Annotated in this window: 19 protein-coding genes; 15 read left to right on the top strand and 4 right to left on the bottom strand. The window is 64.4% G+C overall.

Annotation, left to right across the window (positions count from 1 at the left end; translation table 11 throughout):
* The first annotated feature begins 12 nt into the window (after positions 1-12).
* The 6 genes from ABNP31_RS02865 (at position 13) to ABNP31_RS02840 (ending at position 7,257) form a co-directional block, all read left to right on the top strand.
* The gene (locus tag ABNP31_RS02865) at positions 13-990 is read left to right on the top strand and encodes a thiamine pyrophosphate-dependent dehydrogenase E1 component subunit alpha (RefSeq protein WP_350012970.1); all 978 of its coding nucleotides are present in this window, start codon (positions 13-15) and stop codon (positions 988-990) included.
* 33 nt (positions 991-1,023) lie between these two features.
* Positions 1,024-2,046 (top strand): alpha-ketoacid dehydrogenase subunit beta, encoded by a 1,023-nt coding sequence (locus tag ABNP31_RS02860; RefSeq protein ID WP_013970705.1) that lies wholly within the window; start codon positions 1,024-1,026, stop codon positions 2,044-2,046.
* Entirely contained in the window at positions 2,043-3,149 is a 1,107-nt protein-coding gene (locus tag ABNP31_RS02855) for an acetoin dehydrogenase dihydrolipoyllysine-residue acetyltransferase subunit (protein ID WP_350012969.1), read from the top strand. The genes ABNP31_RS02860 and ABNP31_RS02855 overlap by 4 nt, the downstream gene beginning before the upstream one ends.
* Positions 3,150-3,201: 52 nt before the next feature.
* Entirely contained in the window at positions 3,202-4,266 is a 1,065-nt protein-coding gene (locus tag ABNP31_RS02850; protein ID WP_350013399.1) for a 2,3-butanediol dehydrogenase, read from the top strand.
* 585 nt (positions 4,267-4,851) lie between these two features.
* The gene (locus ABNP31_RS02845; RefSeq protein ID WP_085665405.1) at positions 4,852-6,585 is read left to right on the top strand and encodes a C13 family peptidase; all 1,734 of its coding nucleotides are present in this window, start codon (positions 4,852-4,854) and stop codon (positions 6,583-6,585) included.
* Positions 6,586-6,612: 27 nt separating this feature from the next.
* The gene (locus ABNP31_RS02840) at positions 6,613-7,257 is read left to right on the top strand and encodes an oxidoreductase (RefSeq protein ID WP_085665404.1); all 645 of its coding nucleotides are present in this window, start codon (positions 6,613-6,615) and stop codon (positions 7,255-7,257) included.
* Between the two features lie 110 nt (positions 7,258-7,367).
* On the opposite strand, the gene ABNP31_RS02835 is transcribed toward ABNP31_RS02840, so the two are convergent.
* The 4 genes from ABNP31_RS02835 to ABNP31_RS02820 all read right to left on the bottom strand — a co-directional run bounded on the left by ABNP31_RS02835 (position 7,368) and on the right by ABNP31_RS02820 (position 11,682).
* Positions 7,368-7,655 carry a YceK/YidQ family lipoprotein gene (locus ABNP31_RS02835; RefSeq protein ID WP_025337554.1) on the bottom strand — a complete coding sequence of 96 codons (288 nt, stop codon included), beginning with the start codon at positions 7,653-7,655 and terminating at the stop codon, positions 7,368-7,370.
* Positions 7,652-8,281, bottom strand: a complete 630-nt coding sequence (ubiX, locus tag ABNP31_RS02830) for a flavin prenyltransferase UbiX (RefSeq protein ID WP_013970698.1) — start codon at positions 8,279-8,281, stop codon at positions 7,652-7,654. Before ubiX ends, ABNP31_RS02835 begins: the two co-directional genes overlap by 4 nt.
* Positions 8,278-9,627 (bottom strand): UDP-N-acetylmuramate:L-alanyl-gamma-D-glutamyl-meso-diaminopimelate ligase, encoded by a 1,350-nt coding sequence (gene mpl / locus ABNP31_RS02825; protein ID WP_075044477.1) that lies wholly within the window; start codon positions 9,625-9,627, stop codon positions 8,278-8,280. Before mpl ends, ubiX begins: the two co-directional genes overlap by 4 nt.
* 66 nt (positions 9,628-9,693) lie before the next feature.
* Complete coding sequence (locus tag ABNP31_RS02820; protein WP_350012968.1) at positions 9,694-11,682, bottom strand: sigma-54-dependent Fis family transcriptional regulator; 1,989 nt, start codon at positions 11,680-11,682, stop codon at positions 9,694-9,696.
* 255 nt (positions 11,683-11,937) lie between these two features.
* Between ABNP31_RS02820 and exaC the strand changes: the two genes are divergently transcribed.
* The 9 genes from exaC (at position 11,938) to ABNP31_RS02775 (ending at position 21,391) form a co-directional block, all read left to right on the top strand.
* The gene (gene exaC, locus ABNP31_RS02815) at positions 11,938-13,458 is read left to right on the top strand and encodes an acetaldehyde dehydrogenase ExaC (protein WP_025337551.1); all 1,521 of its coding nucleotides are present in this window, start codon (positions 11,938-11,940) and stop codon (positions 13,456-13,458) included.
* A gap of 226 nt (positions 13,459-13,684) precedes the next feature.
* Positions 13,685-15,133, top strand: a complete 1,449-nt coding sequence (gene eat, locus ABNP31_RS02810) for an ethanolamine permease (protein ID WP_013970695.1) — start codon at positions 13,685-13,687, stop codon at positions 15,131-15,133.
* Positions 15,134-15,179: 46 nt separating this feature from the next.
* Entirely contained in the window at positions 15,180-16,574 is a 1,395-nt protein-coding gene (locus ABNP31_RS02805; RefSeq protein ID WP_085665402.1) for an ethanolamine ammonia-lyase subunit EutB, read from the top strand.
* A gap of 8 nt (positions 16,575-16,582) precedes the next feature.
* Positions 16,583-17,401 carry an ethanolamine ammonia-lyase subunit EutC gene (gene eutC / locus ABNP31_RS02800; RefSeq protein ID WP_025337548.1) on the top strand — a complete coding sequence of 273 codons (819 nt, stop codon included), beginning with the start codon at positions 16,583-16,585 and terminating at the stop codon, positions 17,399-17,401.
* A gap of 108 nt (positions 17,402-17,509) precedes the next feature.
* On the top strand, positions 17,510-17,968 hold the full coding sequence (locus ABNP31_RS02795; protein ID WP_003257044.1) for a GNAT family N-acetyltransferase: 459 nt from the start codon (positions 17,510-17,512) through the stop codon (positions 17,966-17,968).
* A 250-nt stretch (positions 17,969-18,218) separates the two neighbouring features.
* Complete coding sequence (locus ABNP31_RS02790; protein ID WP_025337547.1) at positions 18,219-18,866, top strand: DedA family protein; 648 nt, start codon at positions 18,219-18,221, stop codon at positions 18,864-18,866.
* Positions 18,867-18,875: 9 nt separating this feature from the next.
* Positions 18,876-19,691, top strand: coding sequence for a zinc-dependent peptidase (locus tag ABNP31_RS02785; protein WP_025337546.1), 816 nt, complete (start codon positions 18,876-18,878; stop codon positions 19,689-19,691).
* Positions 19,692-19,784: 93 nt separating this feature from the next.
* Positions 19,785-20,312: an inorganic diphosphatase gene (gene ppa, locus ABNP31_RS02780; protein ID WP_003255365.1), complete on the top strand. Its 528-nt coding sequence runs from the start codon at positions 19,785-19,787 to the stop codon at positions 20,310-20,312.
* 377 nt (positions 20,313-20,689) lie between these two features.
* Entirely contained in the window at positions 20,690-21,391 is a 702-nt protein-coding gene (locus ABNP31_RS02775; RefSeq protein WP_085665401.1) for an XRE family transcriptional regulator, read from the top strand.
* Positions 21,392-21,642 lie beyond the last annotated feature (251 nt).

Below are 21,642 nucleotides of genomic sequence, written 5' to 3'. Positions count from 1 at the left end.
GAGAACAACAAGATGTCCAATCAACTCAGTACCGAACAATTGCTGCATGCCTATGAAGTGATGCGCACCATCCGCGCCTTCGAAGAACGCCTGCACGTGGAGTTCGCCACCGGCGAGATCCCCGGCTTCGTCCACCTGTATGCCGGCGAAGAGGCTTCCGCGGCCGGGGTGATGGCCCACCTGCGCCACAGCGACTGCATCGCCTCGACCCACCGTGGCCATGGCCACTGCATCGCCAAGGGCGTGGATGTGTACGGCATGATGGCCGAAATCTACGGCAAGAAGACCGGCGTGTGCGGTGGCAAGGGCGGTTCGATGCATATCGCCGACCTGGAAAAAGGCATGCTCGGCGCCAACGGCATCGTCGGTGCCGGTGCACCGCTGGTAGCCGGGGCCGGGCTGGCGGCCAAGATCAAGGGCAACGACGATGTGTCGGTGGCCTTCTTCGGCGATGGCGCTTCCAACGAAGGCGCCGTGTTCGAAGCCATGAACATGGCCTCGATCATGAACCTGCCGTGCATCTTCGTGGCCGAGAACAACGGCTACGCCGAAGCCACCGCCTCGACCTGGTCGGTTGCCTGCGACCATATCGCCGATCGCGCGGCCGGGTTCGGCATGCCCGGTGTCACCATCGACGGTTTCGATTTCTTTGCCGTGTACGAGGCCGCCGGTGCTGCCATCGAACGTGCACGCTCCGGGCAAGGCCCGTCGCTGATCGAGGTCAAGCTCAGCCGCTACTACGGCCATTTCGAAGGCGATGCACAAACCTACCGCGCCCCGGACGAAGTGAAGAACCTGCGCGAATCCCGCGACTGCCTCATGCAGTTCCGCAACAAGACCACCCGCGCCGGCCTGCTCACGGCTGCGCAACTGGACGCCATCGACGCCCGCGTCGAGGACCTGATCGAAGACGCCGTGCGCCGCGCCAAGTCCGATCCCAAGCCACAGCCCGCCGACCTGCTCACCGACGTCTACGTCGCCTACCCCTGAGCTGCGGATTACAAGAACAACAGGAGAATCACCATGGCAAGAAAGATCAGCTACCAGCAGGCCATCAACGAAGCCCTGGCCCAGGAAATGCGCCGCGACAACACGGTGTTCATCATTGGCGAAGACGTTGCCGGCGGCGCCGGTGCCCCCGGCGAGGATGACGCCTGGGGTGGCGTGCTGGGCGTGACCAAGGGCCTTTACCATCAGTTCCCGGGGCGCGTGCTCGACGCGCCGCTGTCGGAAATCGGCTACGTCGGCGCCGCCGTTGGTGCTGCCACCCAGGGCCTGCGCCCGGTGTGCGAGCTGATGTTCGTCGACTTCGCCGGCTGCTGCCTGGACCAGATCCTCAACCAGGCCGCCAAGTTCCGCTACATGTTCGGCGGCAAGGCGGTCACCCCGCTGGTGATGCGCACCATGTACGGCGCCGGCCTGCGCGCGGCGGCCCAGCACTCGCAGATGCTCACCTCGCTGTGGACGCACATTCCCGGCCTGAAGGTGGTCTGCCCGTCCTCGCCGTACGATGCCAAGGGCCTGTTGATACAGGCGATCCGCGACAACGACCCGGTGATCTTCTGCGAGCACAAGCTGCTCTACAGCATGCAAGGCGAGGTGCCGGAAGAGGTCTACACCGTGCCGTTCGGCGAAGCCAACTTCCTGCGCGATGGTGACGACGTGACCCTGGTCACCTATGGCCGCATGGTGCATGTGGCGCTGGAAGCAGCCAACAACCTGGCCCGCCAGGGTATCGACTGCGAGGTGCTGGACCTGCGCACCACCAGCCCGCTGGACGAGGACAGCATCCTGGAAAGCGTGGAAAAGACCGGCCGCCTGGTGGTGATCGACGAAGCCAACCCGCGTTGCTCCATGGCCACCGACATCAGCGCGCTGGTGGCACAGAAGGCCTTCGGCGCGCTCAAGGGCCCGATCGAAATGGTCACCGCCCCGCATACTCCCGTGCCGTTCTCCGATGCACTGGAAGACCTGTACATCCCTGACGCGGCGAAGATCGAGGCTGCGGTACGCAAAGTGATCGAAGCCGCAAGGAGTGCCGCATGAGCCAGATCCATACCCTGACCATGCCCAAGTGGGGCCTGTCGATGACCGAGGGCCGGGTGGACACCTGGCTGAAACAGGAAGGTGACGAAATCAACAAGGGCGACGAGGTGCTGGACGTCGAGACCGACAAGATCAGCAGCAGCGTCGAAGCCCCGTTCAGCGGAGTGTTGCGCCGCCAGGTGGCCAGGCCCGATGAAACCCTGCCGGTCGGTGCCCTGCTGGCGGTGGTGGTGGAAGGCGAAGCCGAAGAAGCTGAAATCGATGCCGTGGTGCAGCGCTTCCAGGCCGAGTTCGTCGCCGAGGGTGGCGCCGACCAGGCCCAGGGGCCGGCCCCGCAGAAGGCACAAGTGGGGGGCCGCCTGCTGCGCTGGTTCGAGCTGGGCGAAGGCGGCACGCCACTGATGTTGGTGCACGGTTTTGGCGGCGACCTCAACAACTGGCTGTTCAACCACCCGGCGCTGGCTGCCGAGCGACGGGTGATCGCCCTCGACCTGCCGGGCCATGGCGAGTCGGCCAAAGCCCTGCAACGGGGCGACCTGAATGAGTTGAGCGAAACCGTGCTGGCCCTGCTCGACCACCTGGACATCGCCAAGGCCCACCTGGCCGGCCACTCCATGGGCGGCGCGGTCAGCCTGAACGTGGCGCGCCTGGCGCCGCAGCGGGTGGCCAGCCTGAGCCTGGTGGCCAGTGCCGGGCTGGGCGAGGCGATAAACGGGCAGTACCTGCAAGGCTTCGTCGCTGCCGCCAACCGCAATGCCCTCAAGCCGCAGATGGTGCAGCTGTTTGCCGACCCGGCACTGGTCACCCGGCAGATGCTGGAGGACATGCTCAAGTTCAAGCGCCTGGAAGGGGTGGACGACGCGTTGCGCCTGTTGGCATCGGCCATCGCCGACGGCGACCGGCAGCGCCACGACCTGCGCGGGGTGCTGGGGCAGCACCCGGCCCTGGTGGTGTGGGGCGGCAAGGACGCGATCATCCCGGCCAGCCATGCCGAAGGGTTGGAGGCTGAAGTGCTGGTACTGCCCGAGGCTGGGCACATGGTGCAGATGGAGGCGGCCGAACAGGTCAACCAGCAACTGCTCGCGTTCCTGCGCAAGCACTAAGCCCTTTCCGTGAGCCTGGAGAACAACAATGAATGACCTGAGCCACACCCACATGCGTGCCGCCGTCTGGCATGGCCGCAATGATATTCGCGTCGAACAGGTGCCCCTGCCGGCCGACCCTGCGCCCGGCTGGGTACAGATCAAGGTGGACTGGTGCGGCATCTGCGGCTCCGACCTGCACGAATACGTCGCCGGCCCGGTATTCATCCCGGTGGAGGCACCGCACCCGCTGACCGGCATCCAGGGCCAGTGCATCCTCGGCCACGAGTTCTGCGGCCAGATCGCCAAGCTGGGTGAAGGCGTGGAAGGTTTTGCCGTCGGTGAACCGGTGGCTGCGGACGCCTGCCAGCATTGCGGCACCTGCTACTACTGCACCCACGGCCTGTACAACATCTGCGAGCGCCTTGCCTTCACCGGCCTGATGAACAACGGCGCCTTTGCCGAACTGGTCAACGTGCCCGCCAACCTGCTGTACCGGCTGCCGCAGGGTTTCCCGGCAGAGGCCGGGGCGCTGATCGAACCGCTGGCGGTGGGCATGCATGCGGTAAAGAAGGCCGGCAGTCTGCTTGGCCAGACGGTGGTGGTAGTTGGAGCCGGCACTATCGGTTTGTGCACCATCATGTGTGCCAAGGCGGCAGGCGCGGCGCAGGTGATCGCCCTGGAAATGTCCTCGGCACGCAAGGCCAAGGCCAAAGAGGTTGGCGCCAGCGTGGTGCTGGACCCTAGCCAGTGCGACGCCCTGGCGGAAATCCGCAAGCTGACGGCCGGGCTGGGGGCGGATGTGAGTTTTGAATGCATCGGCAACAAGCACACGGCCAAGCTGGCCATCGACACCATCCGCAAGGCGGGCAAGTGCGTGTTGGTGGGGATATTCGAGGAGCCTAGCGAGTTCAACTTCTTCGAACTGGTGTCCACCGAAAAGCAAGTGCTGGGAGCGTTGGCGTATAACGGCGAGTTTGCCGATGTGATTGCCTTCATCGCTGACGGCAGGCTGGACATTCGCCCGCTGGTGACCGGGCGGATCGGGTTGGAGCAGATTGTCGAGCTGGGCTTCGAGGAGTTGGTCAACAACAAGGAGGAGAACGTGAAGATCATCGTTTCGCCGGGCGTGCGCTGATTGCACCTCAAAGGCAACACGGAACCTGTGGGAGCGGGTTCACCCGCGAAGAAAGCCACACGGTGCATGGCACCGGCTCCGCCGGTGTTCGCGGCTAAAGCCGCTCCCACAGGTAGTGCGCAAAGCTGAAGGTCCCCGCAATACCTGTGGGAGCGGGTTCACCCGCGAAGAAAGCCACACGGTGCATGGCACCGGCTCCGCCGGTGTTCGCGGCTAAAGCCGCTCCCACAGGTATTGCGCAAAGTTGAAAGTCACCGCAATACCTGTGGGAGCGGGTTCACCCGCGAAGCAGGCGACGCGGTGCCTGGCACCGGCTCCGCCGGTGTTCGCGGCTAAAGCCGCTCCCACAGGTATTGCGCAAAGCTGAAAGTCTCCGCGGAACCTGTGGGAGCGGGCGTGCCCGCGAATCAGGCAACTCGGTGGATGGCACCGGCTTCGCCGGTGTTCGCGGGCACGCCCGCTCCCACAGGTTCCGTGCCAGCTTTGGATGCAGTGCAGGCTCGAGAGCTGCGCCAGCACATGCCTTCGCTGTTTCAGGATCCCATTCTGCGTCATACTCGGCAGACCTATTGCCCGGTTCTCGCCATGCGTTCACTGCTCCCCGTCACCCTGGTCCTGCTGCTCGCCGCCTGCGGCGATGGCGAATCGCTGCTCCCGCCGGACGCGCGCCTGCCTGACGGTGGGCGGTACCGGGGGCAGGTGGTCGATGGCCTGCTGCAAGGCGAGGGACGGATCGACTACCCCAACGGCAGCTGGTACGCCGGTACCTTCAAGGACGGCCAATGGCACGGCCAGGGCGAATGGCACGGCCGCAACGGCGAGGTGTACCGCGGCCAGTTCGCCGCGGGGCTGTTCCAGGGGCTGGGTGAGCTGAATACCCCGGGCAGCCACTATGCCGGCACCTTCAGCCACGGCCGCCGCGACGGCGAAGGCACCCTCAAGCAAGCCGACCAGACCTACCGCGGCCAGTTCAAGGACGACCTGTACGAAGGCGCCGGCGAGCTGGAACTGGCCGACGGCAGCCGCTACCAGGGCCTGTTCGCCAAGGGCAAGCCCAACGGTGCCGGGGTACGCAGCGATGCCAGCGGCAACCAGTTCAGCGGCCACTTCATCAACGGCCAGCTGGAAGGCAGCGGCACCTACGACAGCGTCGACGGCGAGCAGTACATCGGTGAGTTCAAGGACAACCGCCTGGAAGGCCGTGGCCGCTTCGAAAATGCCGACGGTGATGTGTGGATCGGCGAATTCAAGGACGGCTCGCTGGTCGGCGAAGGCGAACTGCTGGGCAGCGATGGCAGCCACTACAAGGGCACCTTCGCCGACTGGCGTCTGTCGGGCCAGGGCAGCCTGCAACTGGCCGACGGCAGCAAGTACATCGGTGGCTTCCTCAACGATGCCTACCACGGCCAAGGCCGGCTGATCATGACCAACGGCAAGGTCGAAAGCGGCACCTGGAGCAACGGCGTGCGCGTACGGGACCAGAACGGCAAACTGTTGCCCGACCCGCTGGACCTGGCGCTGCTCAACCAGGGCCGTTTGCTGGACGAAGCGCTGGCCCGGGTGCCGCGGTCGGCGCCAGCAGTCCAGCTGTACAGCCTGGTGGTTGGCGGCGATGGCCAGCAGAGCGTGTTCATGCGCGAAGCCGACTACGTCAGCAACATGCTCAAGGTGCGCTTTGGCGCCCGTGGCCAGGTGACCTTGGTCAACCACCGCGATCACATGACCACCCGCCCCATGGCCACGCGTGAAAACCTTACCCGCGCCGCCCGAACCCTGGCCGAGCGCAGCGGCCCCGAAGACCTGGTGTTCATCTACCTCACCAGCCATGGCAGCCACGACCACCAGCTGGTGTTCGACCAACCGCGCCTGCAGCTGGCCGACCTGTCCGCCGACGAACTCGCCAGCGCCCTGGCACCGCTGAAGGACCGCGACAAGGTCATTGTCATATCCGCGTGCTATTCAGGGGGCTATATCGCCCCGCTCAAGGATGAGCGCACGCTGATCATGACCGCCGCCCGGGCCGACCGCGTGTCCTTCGGTTGCTCGGAAGAAGCCGATTTCACCTACTTCGGCGATGCCCTGTTCGCCGAAGCGCTGAACCAGACCGACGACCTGAAACAGGCGTTTGAACTGGCGCGCGCCAGCGTTGCCGAAAGAGAACAAAGGGAAGGTTTCGAGGCCTCCGAACCGCAGCTGTGGGCGCCGCCGAATGTGCTTGAGCACTGGCAGCACCTGCGCCGGCAACAGGCCGAAGAAGCATTGCGTAACGCCACACAGGCCAACGTGGGGGAACAGGCGCAAACGCCACGCAACCACTAAGCTTGTGTGTAACAAGGGAGAGACATCATGTATTTGACGCCTCAGCATGTCCTGCTTGCCGGTGCCACGGGTCTGACAGGTGAACACCTGCTCGACCGCCTGCTCAACGAGCCCACCATCACCCGCGTACTGGCGCCAACCCGCCGGCCACTGGCCGAGCACCCGCACTTGGAAAACCCGGTAGGCGACCCGGCGGTGTTCCTTCCACAGCTGGCCGGGCGGGTCGATATCGCCTACTGCTGCCTGGGCACCACGCTGAAGCAGGCCGGTTCCGAATCGGCCTTCCGCGCGGTGGACCTGGACATGGTGGTGGCGTTCAGCAAGCGCGCCCGGGAGTTGGGCGCACGGCATCTGCTGGTGGTCAGTGCCTTGGGCGCCGACCCGAAATCGTCGGTTTTCTACAACCGGGTCAAAGGCGAGATGGAAGAGGCACTCAAGGCCCAGGATTGGCCGCAGCTGACCATCGTGCGGCCATCGTTGCTGCTGGGCGAGCGGGTCGAGCCGCGGCTCAGCGAACAGTTGGCTTCGCCGTTTGCCAAGCTGATACCCGGAAAGTATCGGGGGATCGAGGCTTGTACCTTGGCCCGGGCGCTGTGGCGGCTGGCGCTGGAGGAAGAGGACGGTGTGCGGATTGTGGAGTCGGATGAGTTGCGCAGGTTGGGCAAGAATTAGGCTTTACCTGCCAGGGCCTCTTCGCGGGTAAACCCGCTCCCACAAGGATTTGCATCGATTTCAGACCTGGTGCAGTACCTGTGGGAGCGGGTTTACCCGCGAAAGGGCCCTTACAGGCCGCCGGTGGCCTGGAAGCCTACACCGGCCGCTGTCAGCAAAGACAACGGCAGCAACAGGGTATCGAGCAACATGCTCCCCGGCAGGTCCAGCCCCGGATACGCCGGCGCATCAGCCCCGTAATGATCCCGCGGGCAGCACCCGCCATTGATCACATACAAGTCCAACCGGGTACCGGCATACACCACCGGTGCCCCGGGCTTGTTGGCATCCAGCGTGCGCACCGTGGCGCAGCCACCAAGCAGCACCAGCGCCAGCAAACCCGCCAGCGCTCGCTTCAATCATCCACCCCGAAGTGGTGCTCACCCCAGCGCGGCAACATGTCCTGGGGAATGTTCAGCAGGTTGAGAATGCGCGCCACCACGAAGTCGACCAGGTCGTCGATGGTCTGCGGCTGGTGATAAAAGCCCGGCGCCGCCGGCAGGATCACCGCGCCCATCTGCGACAGCTTGAGCATGTTCTCCAGGTGAATGGTGGAGAACGGCGCTTCGCGCGGCACCAGGATCAGCTGGCGACGCTCCTTGAGGGTAACGTCGGCAGCACGTTCGATCAGGTTGTTGCAGGCACCTGTGGCAATCGCCGACAAGGTGCCGGTGGAACAAGGCACCACTACCATTGCCGCCGGGGCGCCGGAACCCGAGGCCACCGGCGACATCCAGTCCTCCTTGCCATACACGCGGATCTGCCCGTCGGCAGCGCCGGTATATTCGGTGAGGAAGGCCTGCATCGCCTGCGGCTTGGCCGGCAGCACCACGTCCGTCTCGGTAGCCATCACCAGTTGCGCGGCCTTGGAGATCAGGAAGTGCACCTCGCGGTCCTCACGCACCAGGCAGTCGAGCAGGCGCAGGCCATACTGGGCGCCAGAGGCGCCCGTCATGGCCAGGGTGATGCGTTCCGGCCCGCTCACTTCAGTGCCTCGGCCAGCTTGCCGTGCAGGCCGCCGAAGCCGCCGTTGCTCATGATCACCACATGGGTACCTGGGCGAGCCTGGCCCTTGACCCGCTCGATGATCGCTTCGAGGCTGTCGGCCACCACGCTGGGCACTTTGCATTGCGCGGCGGTGGCAGCCAGGTCCCAGCCAAGGTTGGCCGGGGCGTACCAGATCACCTGATCGGCGTCGTTGACGCTTTCCGGCAGGCCGTCACGGTGGGCACCGAGCTTCATCGAGTTGGAACGCGGCTCGATCACGGCGATCACCGGGGCCTCGCCGACGCGCTTGCGCAGGCCGTCGAGGGTGGTGGCGATGGCGGTCGGGTGGTGGGCGAAGTCATCGTAGATGGTCACGCCCTGCACTTCGGCAACCTTCTCCATGCGCCGCTTGACGCTCTTGAAGGCGCTCAGGCCTTCGATGCCCATGGCTGGCACCACGCCTACATGGCGCGCCGCTGCCAGGGTGGCCAGGGCGTTGGCGACGTTGTGCTGGCCAGTCAGCGCCCAGTCCACCACGCCCTGCGCTTCGCCGTCGAACAGCACTTCGAAGCGCGAGCCGTCGGGGCTGAGCAGACGGGCTTGCCACTGGCCACCTTCGCCGGTGGTCTGCACCGGGGTCCAGCAACCCATGCCGATCACCCGCTCCAGCGCCAGCTCGGTGGTGGGGTGGATGACCAGGCCTTCGCTAGGGATAGTGCGCACCAGGTGGTGGAACTGCCGCTCGATCGAGGCCAGGTCGGGGAAGATGTCCGCATGGTCGAACTCAAGGTTGTTGAGGATCGCCGTGCGCGGGTGGTAGTGGACGAACTTCGAGCGCTTGTCGAAGAAGGCGCTGTCGTATTCGTCGGCTTCGACCACGAAGAACGGCGTATCGCCCAGGCGCGCCGACACCGAAAAGTTCTGCGGCACACCGCCGATCAGGAAGCCCGGGCTCATGCCGGCATGTTCCAGCACCCAGGCCAGCATGCTGCTGGTCGTGGTCTTGCCGTGGGTACCGGCAACGGCCAGCACCCAGCGGCCCTGCAACACGTGGTCGGCCAGCCACTGCGGGCCGGAAACATAGGGCAGGCCCTTGTTCAGCACGTATTCCACCGCCGGGTTGCCACGCGACATGGCATTGCCGATGACCACCAGGTCTGGCGCCGGATCCAGCTGGGCCGGGTCATAGCCTTGGGTCAGCTCGATGCCCTGGGCTTCGAGCTGGGTGCTCATCGGGGGATACACGTTGGCGTCCGAGCCGGTGACGCGGTGGCCAAGTTCCTTGGCCAGCACCGCCAGCGAGCCCATGAAAGTGCCGCAAATACCGAGAATGTGAATATGCATGGTCGACCTCGCAAAACATCGAGGCAGGGTAGCCCAGGGCGCGACAAATCGCACCAGATGTTTCGCTCAGTCGGCCCTGGTGATGCCGTGTTTGCGCAGTTTTCGATACAAGGTATTGCGGCTGATGCCCAAGTGCTCGGCGACACGGGTGAGGTGCCAGTGTTTTGCCTCTAGCGTCTCCAACAATGCTTGCCGCTCCGCATCCTGTAGAAGCGGCCTTGTGTCGCGATCGGGCTGCGAAGCAACCCCTGCAAATTGGTCGGCGCGGCTGGGACCCTGGGGCCGCTCTGCGGCCCTTTCGCGACACAAGGCCGCTCCTGCAGGGACGGTGCCGTTGCGGAGAATGGCGGGAAGATCCGGGAACATGATGCGGGAGTCTTCGCAAAGTGCCACCAGGGTACGCAGCACGTTGCGCATCTGCCGCACGTTGCCCGGCCAGGCGAAGTCGAGCAGTGCCTGCCGTGCCCTGGGCTCGATATCGATCGGTTCTCCCTGCGCCTCCTGACGCAGCAGAAAGTCCAGCAACTGCGCCTTGTCACTGCGCTCGCGCACCGCAGGCAATGCCACTTCCAGGCCATTAAGCCGGTAATACAGGTCCTCGCGGAAACTGCCCTGCTCCACCCGTTCCAGCAGGTCTCGGTGGGTAGCGCTGATAATGCGCACGTCGACCGCCTGCGGCTCGCCACCGATCGGCACCACCTGGCGCTCCTCCAGCACGCGCAGCAGGCGGGTTTGCAGGGCCAGTGGCATGTCGCCAATCTCGTCCAGCAGCAAGGTGCCGCCATCGGCCTGCAGCAGCTTGCCGCGCATGCCTTCCTTGCGCGCACCGGTAAAGCTGCCGCCGCGGTAGCCGAACAGTTCGCTCTCGATCAGGCTCTCCGGGATCGAGGCGCAGTTGATGGCGACGAACGGCTTGCCGCGCCGCTCGCTGGCCTGGTGCACGGCCTGGGCAAAGGCCTCCTTGCCACAGCCGGTCTCGCCGCGCAGCAACAGCGGCACATCGCGCTCGAACACCCGCACGCTGCGGCGGAAGTCGTTCTGCAAGGCCGGGTCGAGCAGGCAGATAAGCGGTTCCACTTCCCGTGCGGGTCGCGGCTGGGCGGCCGGCACCGACCACACCGGTGCGCGCGCCTGGCCACGCAGGCTGGCGAACACCTGGCGCCCGTCCAGGGTATGCAGCGGCCAGGCCGTGCTGCCACCGGGCGTGGCGCGACTGAACAGTTCGTCGTGGCTGCAAGCGAAAAAGCGTTCCAGCGGTTTGCCCAGCACGCCACCACGCACCGTGCCCAGCAGGTTAAGCGCGCTCTGGTTGACGGCGCAGATGCGCCCGTCACCGTCGAACGCCAGCAGGCCTTCGCTGAACAGGCCGACCGACTCGGCCTGCAGGTGAAAACGCAGCAGCCATTGCTGTTCGAAATGGCGCAGGAAGTAGCAGCTTTCGATCATCTTCGCCGACAGGTTGACCAGGGCCATGGTGTGGAACTGGCTCTGGCGGGAAACGTCGGGCCGCGCCGAAGACACATCCAGCACTGCCAGCAGCTCGCCATGCGGGTCGAACACCGGGCTGGCGGAGCAGGTCAGGCCGGTGTGGCGGCCACGGAAGTGCTCGTTCTGATGGATGGTCAGCGCCTGGCGCTCGACCAGGCAGGTGCCGATGCCGTTGGTGCCCTCGCGCGCCTCGCTCCAGTCAGCGCCCAGCCACAGGCCGGCGCGCTCGAAGCTGCGCCGCTCGGTCGGCGCGCTGACACAATTCAGGATCACCCCACGGGCATCGGTCAGCAGCACTGCATGGCCGGCCCCGGAAAGCTGCTGGTGCAGGCTGTTCATTTCATGGTCGGCAATCTGCAGCACCTGGCGCAGGCGCTCGCGGCTTTCCAGCAGGCGCCCATGCTCGAGCACCACCGGAGCCTCGATCACCGACGGGTCGAGGTGGTAGTCCTCCAGGCAGCGCAGCCAGGAGCGGGCGATGGACGGGTCACTGCCGCCCTCCCCGGCCCCACCATGGGCGACGGTATGGACTTGCTGGGCATGGCGGCTGAAATGATTGCTCTGCATTGTTGTAGTTCTCCGCAGATAGAGAGTCCCGCCAGCATCCTCCACCCGGGAAGGCTTTGCAATGCACCCTCCGGTTACGTGTCGCAAATGGCACAAAGTGTCACCCCCGCGCGTACCGGCGCTGGCACAGCGACCGTGGGCCAGGCCCAAAGAACCGAGCCAAGTCATTGATTTGCCTGGTGCTCGAAACGCTGGCCCAACCTTTGCTCTACGCTTTCCAACTCCCTAACAAACACAATAGCCAGGAGACACACCATGCGTTACGCACATCCCGGTACCGAAGGCGCGAAGGTTTCCTTCAAGAGCCGCTACGGCAACTACATCGGTGGTGAGTTCGTTCCTCCGGTAAAGGGGCAGTACTTCGAAAATACCTCCCCGGTGAATGGCAAGCTGATCGCTGAATTCCCTCGCTCCACTGCCGAAGACATCGATAAAGCCCTGGATGCCGCCCACGCTGCGGCCGACGCCTGGGGCCGCACCTCAGTGCAGGACCGCTCCAACGTTCTGCTGAAGATCGCCGACCGTATCGAGCAGAACCTCGAACTGCTGGCAATCACCGAAACCTGGGACAACGGCAAGCCGATCCGCGAAACCCTCAATGCCGACATTCCGCTGGCGGTCGACCACTTCCGCTACTTCGCTGGCTGCATCCGCGCCCAGGAAGGCGGCGCCGCGGAAATCAACGAAGGCACCGTGGCGTACCACATCCACGAGCCGCTGGGCGTGGTCGGGCAGATCATCCCGTGGAACTTCCCGATCCTGATGGCCGCCTGGAAGCTTGCCCCGGCACTGGCCGCCGGCAACTGCGTGGTGCTCAAGCCGGCCGAACAGACCCCGCTGGGCATCACCGTGCTGCTGGAAGTGATCGGTGACCTGCTGCCAAAAGGCGTGCTCAACGTGGTGCAAGGCTTTGGCCGCGAAGCCGGTGAAGCACTGGCCACCAGCAAGCGCATCGCCAAGATCGCCTTCACCGGCTCGACCCCGGTCGGCTCGCACATCATGAAGTGCGCCGCCGAGAACATCATCCCGTCCACCGTCGAACTGGGCGGCAAGTCGCCGAACGTGTATTTCGAAGACATCATGCAAGCCGAGCCAAGCTTCATCGAGAAGGCGGCCGAAGGCATGGTGCTGGCGTTCTTCAACCAGGGCGAGGTATGCACCTGCCCGTCACGGGCACTGGTACAGGAGTCGATCTATCCGCAGTTCATGGAAGTGGTGATGAAGAAGGTGCTGCAGATCAAGCGCGGCGACCCGCTGGACACCGACACCATGGTCGGCGCCCAGGCCTCGCAACAGCAGTTCGAGAAGATCCTGTCGTACCTCGACATCGCCCAGAAGGAAGGCGCCGAGTTGCTGACCGGCGGCAAGGTCGAGAAACTGGAAGGCTCGCTGGCCACCGGTTACTACATCCAGCCGACCCTGCTCAAGGGCAACAACAAGATGCGCGTGTTCCAGGAAGAAATCTTCGGCCCGGTGGTCAGCGTCACCACCTTCAAGGACGAAGCCGAAGCCCTGGCGATCGCCAACGACACCGAGTTCGGCCTGGGTGCCGGCGTGTGGACCCGCGACATCAACCGTGCCTACCGCATGGGCCGTGGGATCAAGGCTGGCCGCGTGTGGACCAACTGCTACCACCTGTACCCGGCGCATGCCGCGTTCGGTGGCTACAAGAAGTCGGGGGTCGGGCGTGAGACCCACAAGATGATGCTCGACCACTATCAGCAGACCAAGAACCTGCTGGTGAGCTACGACATCAATCCGTTGGGCTTCTTCTAAACCGCGTCGCGGCCTTCGCGGGCTCGCCCGCTCCAACAGGTATTGCACTGGTCTTGAAACTTGTGCAGTCCCTGTGGGAGCGGGCAAGCCCGCGAAGAGGCCAGGCCTGCATATACAAAACCCAGAGCGGTAACCGTGCACCAACCGCTCTGGCTCGCTTCCTGCAGTACCCATCACCATCGGCCCGGAACCCGTCCGGCCACCAAGAAAAACAACAGGTGAATCTATGCCAAGCGATCATTCCGCCGGCTCGCCGGCAGGCTCTTCCGTCGACTTCGAAAAAGTCGGCTCGGACTACTTCCAGCAACGTGAACTGAAAAAAGGTGCCGCCGGCTGGGTCCTGCTGGTCGGCCTGGGCGTGGCCTACGTCATCTCCGGCGACTATGCCGGCTGGAACTTCGGCCTGGCCCAGGGCGGCTGGGGCGGCATGTTCCTCGCCACCCTGCTGATGGCCACCATGTACCTGTGCATGTGCTTCTCGCTGGCCGAACTGTCGTCGATGATCCCCACCGCAGGCGGCGGCTACGGCTTTGCCCGCAGTGCCTTCGGCCCCTGGGGCGGCTTCCTCACCGGGACGGCGATCCTCATCGAGTACGCCATCGCCCCCGCCGCCATCGCGGTGTTCATCGGCGCCTACTGCCAGTCACTGTTCGGCATCGGCGGCTGGATGATCTACCTGGCGTTCTACATCGTGTTCATCGGCATCCACATCTTTGGCGTGGGTGAGGCGTTGAAGCTGATGTTCATCATCACCGCCATCGCCGCCATCGCCCTGGCCGTGTTCCTGGTGAGCATGGTGCCCCATTTTGATGCAGCCAACCTGTTCGACATCGCCAAAACGGACGCCGTGGGCGCCAGCAGCTTCCTGCCGTTCGGCTATGTCGGCGTGTGGGCGGCCATCCCCTATGCCATCTGGTTCTTCCTCGCCGTAGAGGGCGTGCCGCTGGCTGCCGAAGAAACCAAGAACCCCAAGCGTGACCTGCCACGCGGCCTGATCGGCGCCATGCTGGTGTTGCTGGCCTTCGCCCTGCTGATCCTGGTGGTCGGCCCGGGCGGCGCAGGCTCCGAAGCACTGAAAGCGTCCGGCAACCCGCTGGTAGAAGCCTTGTCCAAAGCCTACGGCGGTAGCACCTGGATGGGCGGCTTCGTCAACCTGGTCGGCCTGGCCGGGCTGATCGCCAGCTTCTTCTCGATCATCTACGCCTACTCCCGGCAGATCTTCGCCCTGTCCCGCGCCGGCTACCTGCCGCGCAAACTGTCGGAAACCAACAAGAGCAAGGCCCCGGTACTGGCCTTGATCATCCCCGGGATCATCGGCTTTGCCCTGTCGCTGACCGGCCAGGGTGACCTGCTGATCCTGGTGGCGGTGTTCGGCGCTACCCTGTCGTACGTGCTGATGATGGCCGCGCACATCACCCTGCGCATCCGCCGGCCGAAGATGGAGCGCCCATACCGCACCCCCGGTGGCATCTTCACCTCGGGCCTGGCACTGGTACTGGCCTGCATCGCCGTGGTCGCCGGTTTCCTGGTCGACCCACGGGTGGTGATTGGCGCCGCAGTGATCTATGCGGTATTAATTGCCTACTTTGCTTTCTACAGCCGCCACCACCTGGTCGCGGGTACACCGGAAGAGGAATTCGCCGCGATCCAGAAGGCCGAAGAGGCCTTGCACTGATCGCCGCCACCCGCCGCGGGGCAACCCGCGGCTCTGGAGAGTCTGTATGGCAAGTTTCGTACACACGGTCGGCCACCTGGTCTACCGCTTCGACAGCCTCAAGGAAGTGATGGCCAAGGCCAGCCCCGCCCGCTCGGGGGACTACCTGGCGGGCGTCGCGGCCAGCAACGACGGCGAACGGGTCGCCGCGCAGATGGCCTTGGCCAATATCCCGCTGACGCATTTCCTCAACGAAGCGCTGATCCCTTACGAAGATGATGAAGTCACGCGCCTGATCATCGACACCCACGATGCCCAGGCCTTCGCCCCGGTCAGCCACCTGACCGTGGGTGGCCTGCGCGACTGGCTGCTGAGCGAAGAGGCCAACGAGGACAGCCTGCGCAACCTGGCACCCGGGCTGACGCCGGAAATGGCCGCCGCGGTGTCGAAGATCATGCGCGTGCAGGACCTGGTGCTGGTGGCACAGAAGATCCGCGTGGTCACCCGGTTCCGTGGCACCATGGGCCTGCGCGGGCGCCTGTCGACGCGGCTGCAGCCCAACCACCCCACCGACGAGCCAGCCGGCATCGCCGCCAGCATTCTCGACGGCCTGCTGTACGGTAACGGCGACGCCATGATCGGCATCAACCCGGCCACCGACAGCATCGCCTCGATCTGCGCCCTGCTGGAAATGCTCGACGCCATCATCCAGCGCTACGACATCCCCACCCAGGCCTGCGTGCTGACCCACGTCACCACCTCGATCGAGGCGATCAACCGTGGCGTGCCACTGGACCTGGTGTTCCAGTCCATCGCCGGTACCGAGGCGGCCAACGCCGGGTTCGGCATCAACCTGAACGTGCTGCAGGAAGGCTACGAAGCGGGCCTTTCGCTGAAACGCGGCACCCTCGGGCAGAACCTGATGTACTTCGAAACCGGCCAGGGCAGCGCGCTGTCGACCAACGCCCACCACGGCGTCGACCAGCAGACCTGTGAAACCCGCGCCTATGCCGTGGCCCGCCACTTCAAGCCATTCCTGGTCAACACCGTGGTCGGCTTCATCGGCCCGGAGTACCTGTACAACGGCAAGCAGATCATCCGCGCCGGCCTCGAAGACCACTTCTGCGGCAAGCTGCTGGGAGTGCCGATGGGTTGCGACATCTGCTACACCAACCACGCCGAAGCCGACCAGGACGACATGGACACCCTGCTGACCCTGCTGGGTGTGGCCGGGATCAACTTCATCATGGGCATCCCCGGCTCCGACGACATCATGCTCAACTACCAGACCACCTCGTTCCACGACGCGCTGTACGCGCGCCAGACCCTGGGCCTGAAGCCCGGGCCGGAGTTCGAGGCATGGCTGGCCCGCACCGGCATCTTCACCCAGGCCGATGGCCGGGTGCGCTTTGGTGACAACCTGCCGCCGGCCTTCCGCCAGGCCTTGGCACAGCTTGCATAGGGATGACCATGGACCACCGCACGCCTACCCCCGACAACCCTTGGCTGGCCCTGCGCAACCTGACCCCGGCGCGCATAGCCCTGGGCCGCACCGGCACCAGCCTGCCGACCGGTGCGCAGCTGGACTTCCAGTTTGCCCACGCCCAGGCCCGCGATGCCGTGCACCTGGCCTTCGACCATGCCGGCCTGGCTACCCAGCTGAGTGACCGCGGGCGCGAAAGCCTGGTGCTGCACAGCGCCGCCAGCGACCGCAACCAGTACCTGCAACGCCCGGACCTGGGGCGACGGCTGAACGAAGATTCGGTTGCCGCGCTGCGCCAGCACGCCCAGGCCAACCCCGGCGGGGTCGACCTGGCCATCGTCGTCGCTGACGGCCTGTCGGCACTGGCCGTGCACCGCCACACCCTGCCGTTCCTGGCGCGCTTCGAGGAACAGGCCGCCGCCGACGGCTGGACCAGCGCCCCGGTGGTGCTGGTGCAGCAGGGCCGCGTGGCAGTGGCCGACGAGGTTGGTGAGCTGCTGGGCGCACGGATGACGGTGATGCTGATCGGCGAACGCCCGGGGCTCAGCTCGCCCGACAGCCTTGGCCTGTACTTCACCTATGCACCGAAGGTCGGCCTGACCGATGCCTACCGCAACTGCATTTCCAACATCCGCCTGGAGGGCCTGAGTTATGGCATGGCGGCGCACCGCTTGCTGTACTTGATGCGCGAAGCCTGCCGGCGCCAGCTTTCCGGGGTGAATCTGAAGGACGAAGCCGAGGTCCATAGCCTGGAGAGTGAACACAGCACCGGCCAGAAAGGTAACTTCCTGCTCGGCAAAGGGTAAAAAACATGTCACGGAAGGCGGATTGCACTTGCACCGCGCATTGGGCAGCATGCCCTTGAAGGCTGATGGCAATCCGCTGTTTCCCCTAATGGACTCTGAGGGCCGCACATGCGCATCATCAAGGCAACCCTGGAACACCTCGACCTGCTCACGCCGATGTTCGTCAAATACCGTGAGTTCTATGGGCAGCTACCCTACCCTGACAGCTCGCGCAGTTTCCTGGAAAAGCGCCTGAAGCGGGATGAGTCGGTGATCTACCTGGCGCTACCCGATGATGACGACGGCAAACTGCTGGGATTCTGCCAGCTGTACCCAAGCTACTCATCGCTGTCGTTGAAGCGGGTATGGATTCTCAACGATATCTATGTGGCCGAGGACTCGCGGCGCATGCTGGTGGCCGACCACCTGATGCGCGAGGCGAAGAAAATGGCCAAGGAAACCAACGCCGTGCGCATGCGGGTGTCGACCAGTGCGGACAATGAGGTAGCGCACAAGACTTACGAATCCATCGGGTTTCGTGAGGATAACGAGTTCAAGAGCTATATCCTGCCGATCAGCCAGGATTGACTGTGCTGGCCTCTTCGCGGGTAAACCCGCTCCCACAGGCATAGCGGCGCATCTGAAGTCGGTGCTGTACCTGTGGGAGCGGGTTTACCCGCGAAGAGGCCGGTACAGGAATACCCCCCTGCCGTAACCCCCCGCTACAAACTCCCCGGGCATGTTCCTGACTTAGCCGTATAATGGCCCACCTGTCATGTGTGAAAATTTACCCATCCCCAGGTAACCGAGCCTACGCCCAAGAACACAGGTGCTGTACATGGATTTCAACCCGCTGGACCTTATCCTGCATCTCGATGCCTACCTCGATCTGCTGGTCACCAACTACGGTCCCTGGATCTACGCCATCCTCTTCACCGTGATCTTCTGTGAAACCGGGCTGGTGGTCATGCCCTTCCTGCCCGGTGATTCGCTGCTGTTCATTGCCGGCGCCGTGGCCGCCGGTGGCGGCATGGACCCGTTGCTGCTGGCCGGCCTGCTGATGGCCGCCGCAATCCTCGGCGACAGCACCAACTACGTGATCGGCCGCACGGCCGGCGAGCGGTTGTTCAACAACCCCAACTCGAAGATCTTCCGTCGCGACTACCTGCAACGTACCCACGACTTCTATGAACGCCACGGCGGCAAGACCGTGACCATGGCGCGCTTCCTGCCCATCCTGCGCACCTTTGCACCGTTCGTCGCCGGTATCGCCCACATGCACTACCCGCGCTTCCTCGGTTTCAGCGTCGCCGGTTCGCTGCTGTGGGTCGGCGGCCTGGTGACCTTGGGCTACTTCTTCGGCAACGTGCCATTCATCAAGCAGCACCTGTCGCTGATGGTAGTGGGCATCATCATCCTGTCGCTGGTGCCGATGATCCTCGGCCTGCTGCGTGGCCGCCTGGGCCGCACGGCCAAGGCCCACTGAAACCTGCAGATGTGGTCGTTCAGCGCCTGGCGGCGCAAGCGCACCCTGGCGCGCTACCCCATCACCCCCCAGCAATGGCAGGCCGTGCGCGAGCGCCTGCCGATGCTGGACGGCATCACGGACGAAGAAGATCGCTGGTTGCGTGAAGCCTGCATCCTGTTCCTGCTCGACAAGCACCTCACCTGCCTGCCCGGCGTCGAGCCGGATGACGAGCAGCGCCTGTTGCTGGCGGCCCAGGCGCAGTTGCCGCTGCTGCACCTGGGCGAGCTGAACTGGTACCAGGGTTTCCACGAAATCATCCTCTACCCCGACGACTTCAAGAGCCCCCAGCGCCACCGCGATGCCAGTGGCGTGGAGCACGTGTGGGACGGCGAGCACAGCGGCGAGGCCTGGCAGCAGGGCCCGATCATCCTCGCCTGGAACGGCGTGCTGGCAAGCGGTGGCTGGGAGGCCTACAACCTGGTCATCCATGAACTGGCGCACAAGCTCGACATGCTCAATGGCGATGCCAACGGCCTGCCGCCGCTGCACAGCGGCATGCCTGTGGATGAATGGGCAACCGCCATGCAACAGGCCTATGACGACCTCAACCGCCAGCTGGACGCCAACCCCGACGCCGAAACCGCCATCGACCCGTATGCCGCGGAGAACCCCGCGGAGTTCTTTGCCGTCACCAGCGAGTACTTCTTTAGTGCCCCCGACCTGCTGCAACAGGCTTATCCACAGGTCTACCGCCAGTTGTCGCTGTTCTACCGCCAGGACCCACTGGCGCGCCTGTGCCGGCTGCAGGCCGAACACCCGGAATACCGCGAAAGCCACGCCTGACGGGGCCGCACATCAGGCCAGGCGTGGCATGCCCATGCAGAATGTGCCTATAATCGCCGCCACTTTTTTGGTCAAACACGGGGGCACTGCCCAATGAGCTACAGCAAGATTCCGGCGGGCAAAGACCTGCCGAACGACATCTACGTCGCCATCGAGATCCCGGCCAACCACGCGCCGATCAAATACGAGATCGACAAGGACAGCGATACCCTGTTCGTCGACCGTTTCATGGCTACCCCGATGTTCTACCCAGCCAACTACGGCTTCATCCCGAACACCCTGGCCGATGACGGTGATCCGCTGGACGTGCTGGTCGTTACCCCTTACCCGGTAGCCCCAGGTTCGGTTATCCGCGCCCGTCCGGTCGGCGTGCTGAACATGACCGACGACGGCGGCGGCGACGCCAAGGTCATCGCTGTTCCTCACGACAAGCTGTCGCAGCTGTACGTCGATGTGAAGGAGTACACCGACCTGCCAGCCCTGCTGATCCAGCAGATCGAGCACTTCTTTGCCAACTACAAAGATCTCGAGAAGGGCAAGTGGGTCAAGATCGAAGGCTGGGAAGGCGCTGACGCCGCCCGCGCCGCGATCACCAAATCGGTTGCTGCCTACAAGGGCTGATGCCGGTTGCATGAAAAACCCCGCCTCGGCGGGGTTTTTTATGGCCATTCGTCAGCGACCTTCGTTCGCAGCCTTCTTGTTGAATGACCTGCCTTCGCGGTCGGTTGTAGGAGCGGCCTTGTGTCGCGATCGGGCGCGAAGCGGCCGTAAAATCAGCAAATGCGGTCTCTCAGGTAAATCGTGCGGGATGGTTTTGGGGACGCTTCGCGTCCCGTCGCGACACAAGGCCGCTCCTACAGCTACCGCGCCAACGTCTGATGCGGTAATAAATCCTACGCAGTCCTACTCCAACGCCCTACAAACAGGCGCTTTTCACACAAGCCCCATCAACATCCGGTTCATATCCTTGCTGGCACCCCGCCGCTACACTCGCCGCCATGAACACATCCGGCGACCGACTCAAAGCCCTCCTCCACGAATGTGGCCTGACCTCTTCCGATTTCGCCGCCCAGCGCAGCGTCACCCCCCAGCACGTCAACAACTGGCTCAAGCGCGGCGTGCCTTTGGCACGGCTGGACGAAATGGCCGACCTGTTCTGCGTGCATCGTCGTTGGTTGCGCACGGGCGAAGGCCCCAAACACCACAACCCGATCCTGCGCAGCTGCCCGCCAGGGCCGGCGCCTGCCAACCCGCGCACGCCGCTGTCAGCGCAAGGCGGCCGGGCACTGAAGGTGCCCTTTTACGAACTGCACAACGGCCTGCTGTCACCCGTGGCGGGCAAGCACATGTGCCTGCCCGCAAAAGCCCTGAAAGGGTTGGGAGTGCATGCCGACAACGCCATCTGCCTGGCGATGCCCGCCAGCAACATGACCCCGCTGATTCCGCTGCAGGCCACCCTGGCCATCGACCTGGGCATGACCCAGGTGTTCGAGGGCGAAACCTATGCCCTGCTGCACAACGGCGTGCTCAGGGTGAACAACCTCAGCCTCGGCCAGAACGGCACGCTGTACCTGCACAGCCATGATCGGCGCAACTATGCGGTCGAACGCTACACCACCGCCCAGCGCCAGACACAAAGGCTGGAGATTCTGGGCTGGGTGTTCCACTGGTCGCATTTCCGCCAGCAACGGCCCGACTGAAACAACCTGTGCCATTTTTTGCTGGGCATCCTGCGCGCGCCCTTGTATGCTACGCCGCACATTCAGCCCCGACCGGCGCGAGCCGCGGTCCAGAGGGCTCGGCGATATCCCACACGGGCATCTGCCATCTCTTTCAGGCCCTTGATGGCCACACAGTTAAGGCGATTGCGGCTTACCATAAATTAGTCGGAAGCGTCCCCGAGAAGCCGGCCACAAGCCGGCTTTTTAATGCCCGCCATTCTCATCCTCTG

Source organism: Pseudomonas asiatica (assembly GCF_040214835.1).
Taxonomy (GTDB): Bacteria; Pseudomonadota; Gammaproteobacteria; order Pseudomonadales; family Pseudomonadaceae; genus Aquipseudomonas; species Aquipseudomonas putida_Z.
The sequence above is the reverse complement of the archived record's forward strand: the minus strand, read 5'-3'. Positions and strand labels throughout refer to the sequence as shown.

Coding starts and splice junctions, on each gene's coding strand:
- ABNP31_RS02865 (WP_350012970.1), top strand. CDS start 13: ATGTCCAATCAACTCAGTACCGAACAATTGCTGCATGCCTATGAAGTG.
- ABNP31_RS02855 (WP_350012969.1), top strand. CDS start 2,043: ATGAGCCAGATCCATACCCTGACCATGCCCAAGTGGGGCCTGTCGATG.
- exaC (WP_025337551.1), top strand. CDS start 11,938: ATGCGTTACGCACATCCCGGTACCGAAGGCGCGAAGGTTTCCTTCAAG.
- ABNP31_RS02845 (WP_085665405.1), top strand. CDS start 4,852: ATGCGTTCACTGCTCCCCGTCACCCTGGTCCTGCTGCTCGCCGCCTGC.
- ABNP31_RS02860 (WP_013970705.1), top strand. CDS start 1,024: ATGGCAAGAAAGATCAGCTACCAGCAGGCCATCAACGAAGCCCTGGCC.
- ABNP31_RS02790 (WP_025337547.1), top strand. CDS start 18,219: ATGGATTTCAACCCGCTGGACCTTATCCTGCATCTCGATGCCTACCTC.
- mpl (WP_075044477.1), bottom strand. CDS start 9,627: ATGCATATTCACATTCTCGGTATTTGCGGCACTTTCATGGGCTCGCTG.
- ppa (WP_003255365.1), top strand. CDS start 19,785: ATGAGCTACAGCAAGATTCCGGCGGGCAAAGACCTGCCGAACGACATC.
- ABNP31_RS02775 (WP_085665401.1), top strand. CDS start 20,690: ATGAACACATCCGGCGACCGACTCAAAGCCCTCCTCCACGAATGTGGC.
- ABNP31_RS02795 (WP_003257044.1), top strand. CDS start 17,510: ATGCGCATCATCAAGGCAACCCTGGAACACCTCGACCTGCTCACGCCG.
- ABNP31_RS02805 (WP_085665402.1), top strand. CDS start 15,180: ATGGCAAGTTTCGTACACACGGTCGGCCACCTGGTCTACCGCTTCGAC.
- eutC (WP_025337548.1), top strand. CDS start 16,583: ATGGACCACCGCACGCCTACCCCCGACAACCCTTGGCTGGCCCTGCGC.
- eat (WP_013970695.1), top strand. CDS start 13,685: ATGCCAAGCGATCATTCCGCCGGCTCGCCGGCAGGCTCTTCCGTCGAC.
- ABNP31_RS02850 (WP_350013399.1), top strand. CDS start 3,202: ATGCGTGCCGCCGTCTGGCATGGCCGCAATGATATTCGCGTCGAACAG.
- ABNP31_RS02785 (WP_025337546.1), top strand. CDS start 18,876: ATGTGGTCGTTCAGCGCCTGGCGGCGCAAGCGCACCCTGGCGCGCTAC.
- ABNP31_RS02820 (WP_350012968.1), bottom strand. CDS start 11,682: ATGCAGAGCAATCATTTCAGCCGCCATGCCCAGCAAGTCCATACCGTC.
- ABNP31_RS02840 (WP_085665404.1), top strand. CDS start 6,613: ATGTATTTGACGCCTCAGCATGTCCTGCTTGCCGGTGCCACGGGTCTG.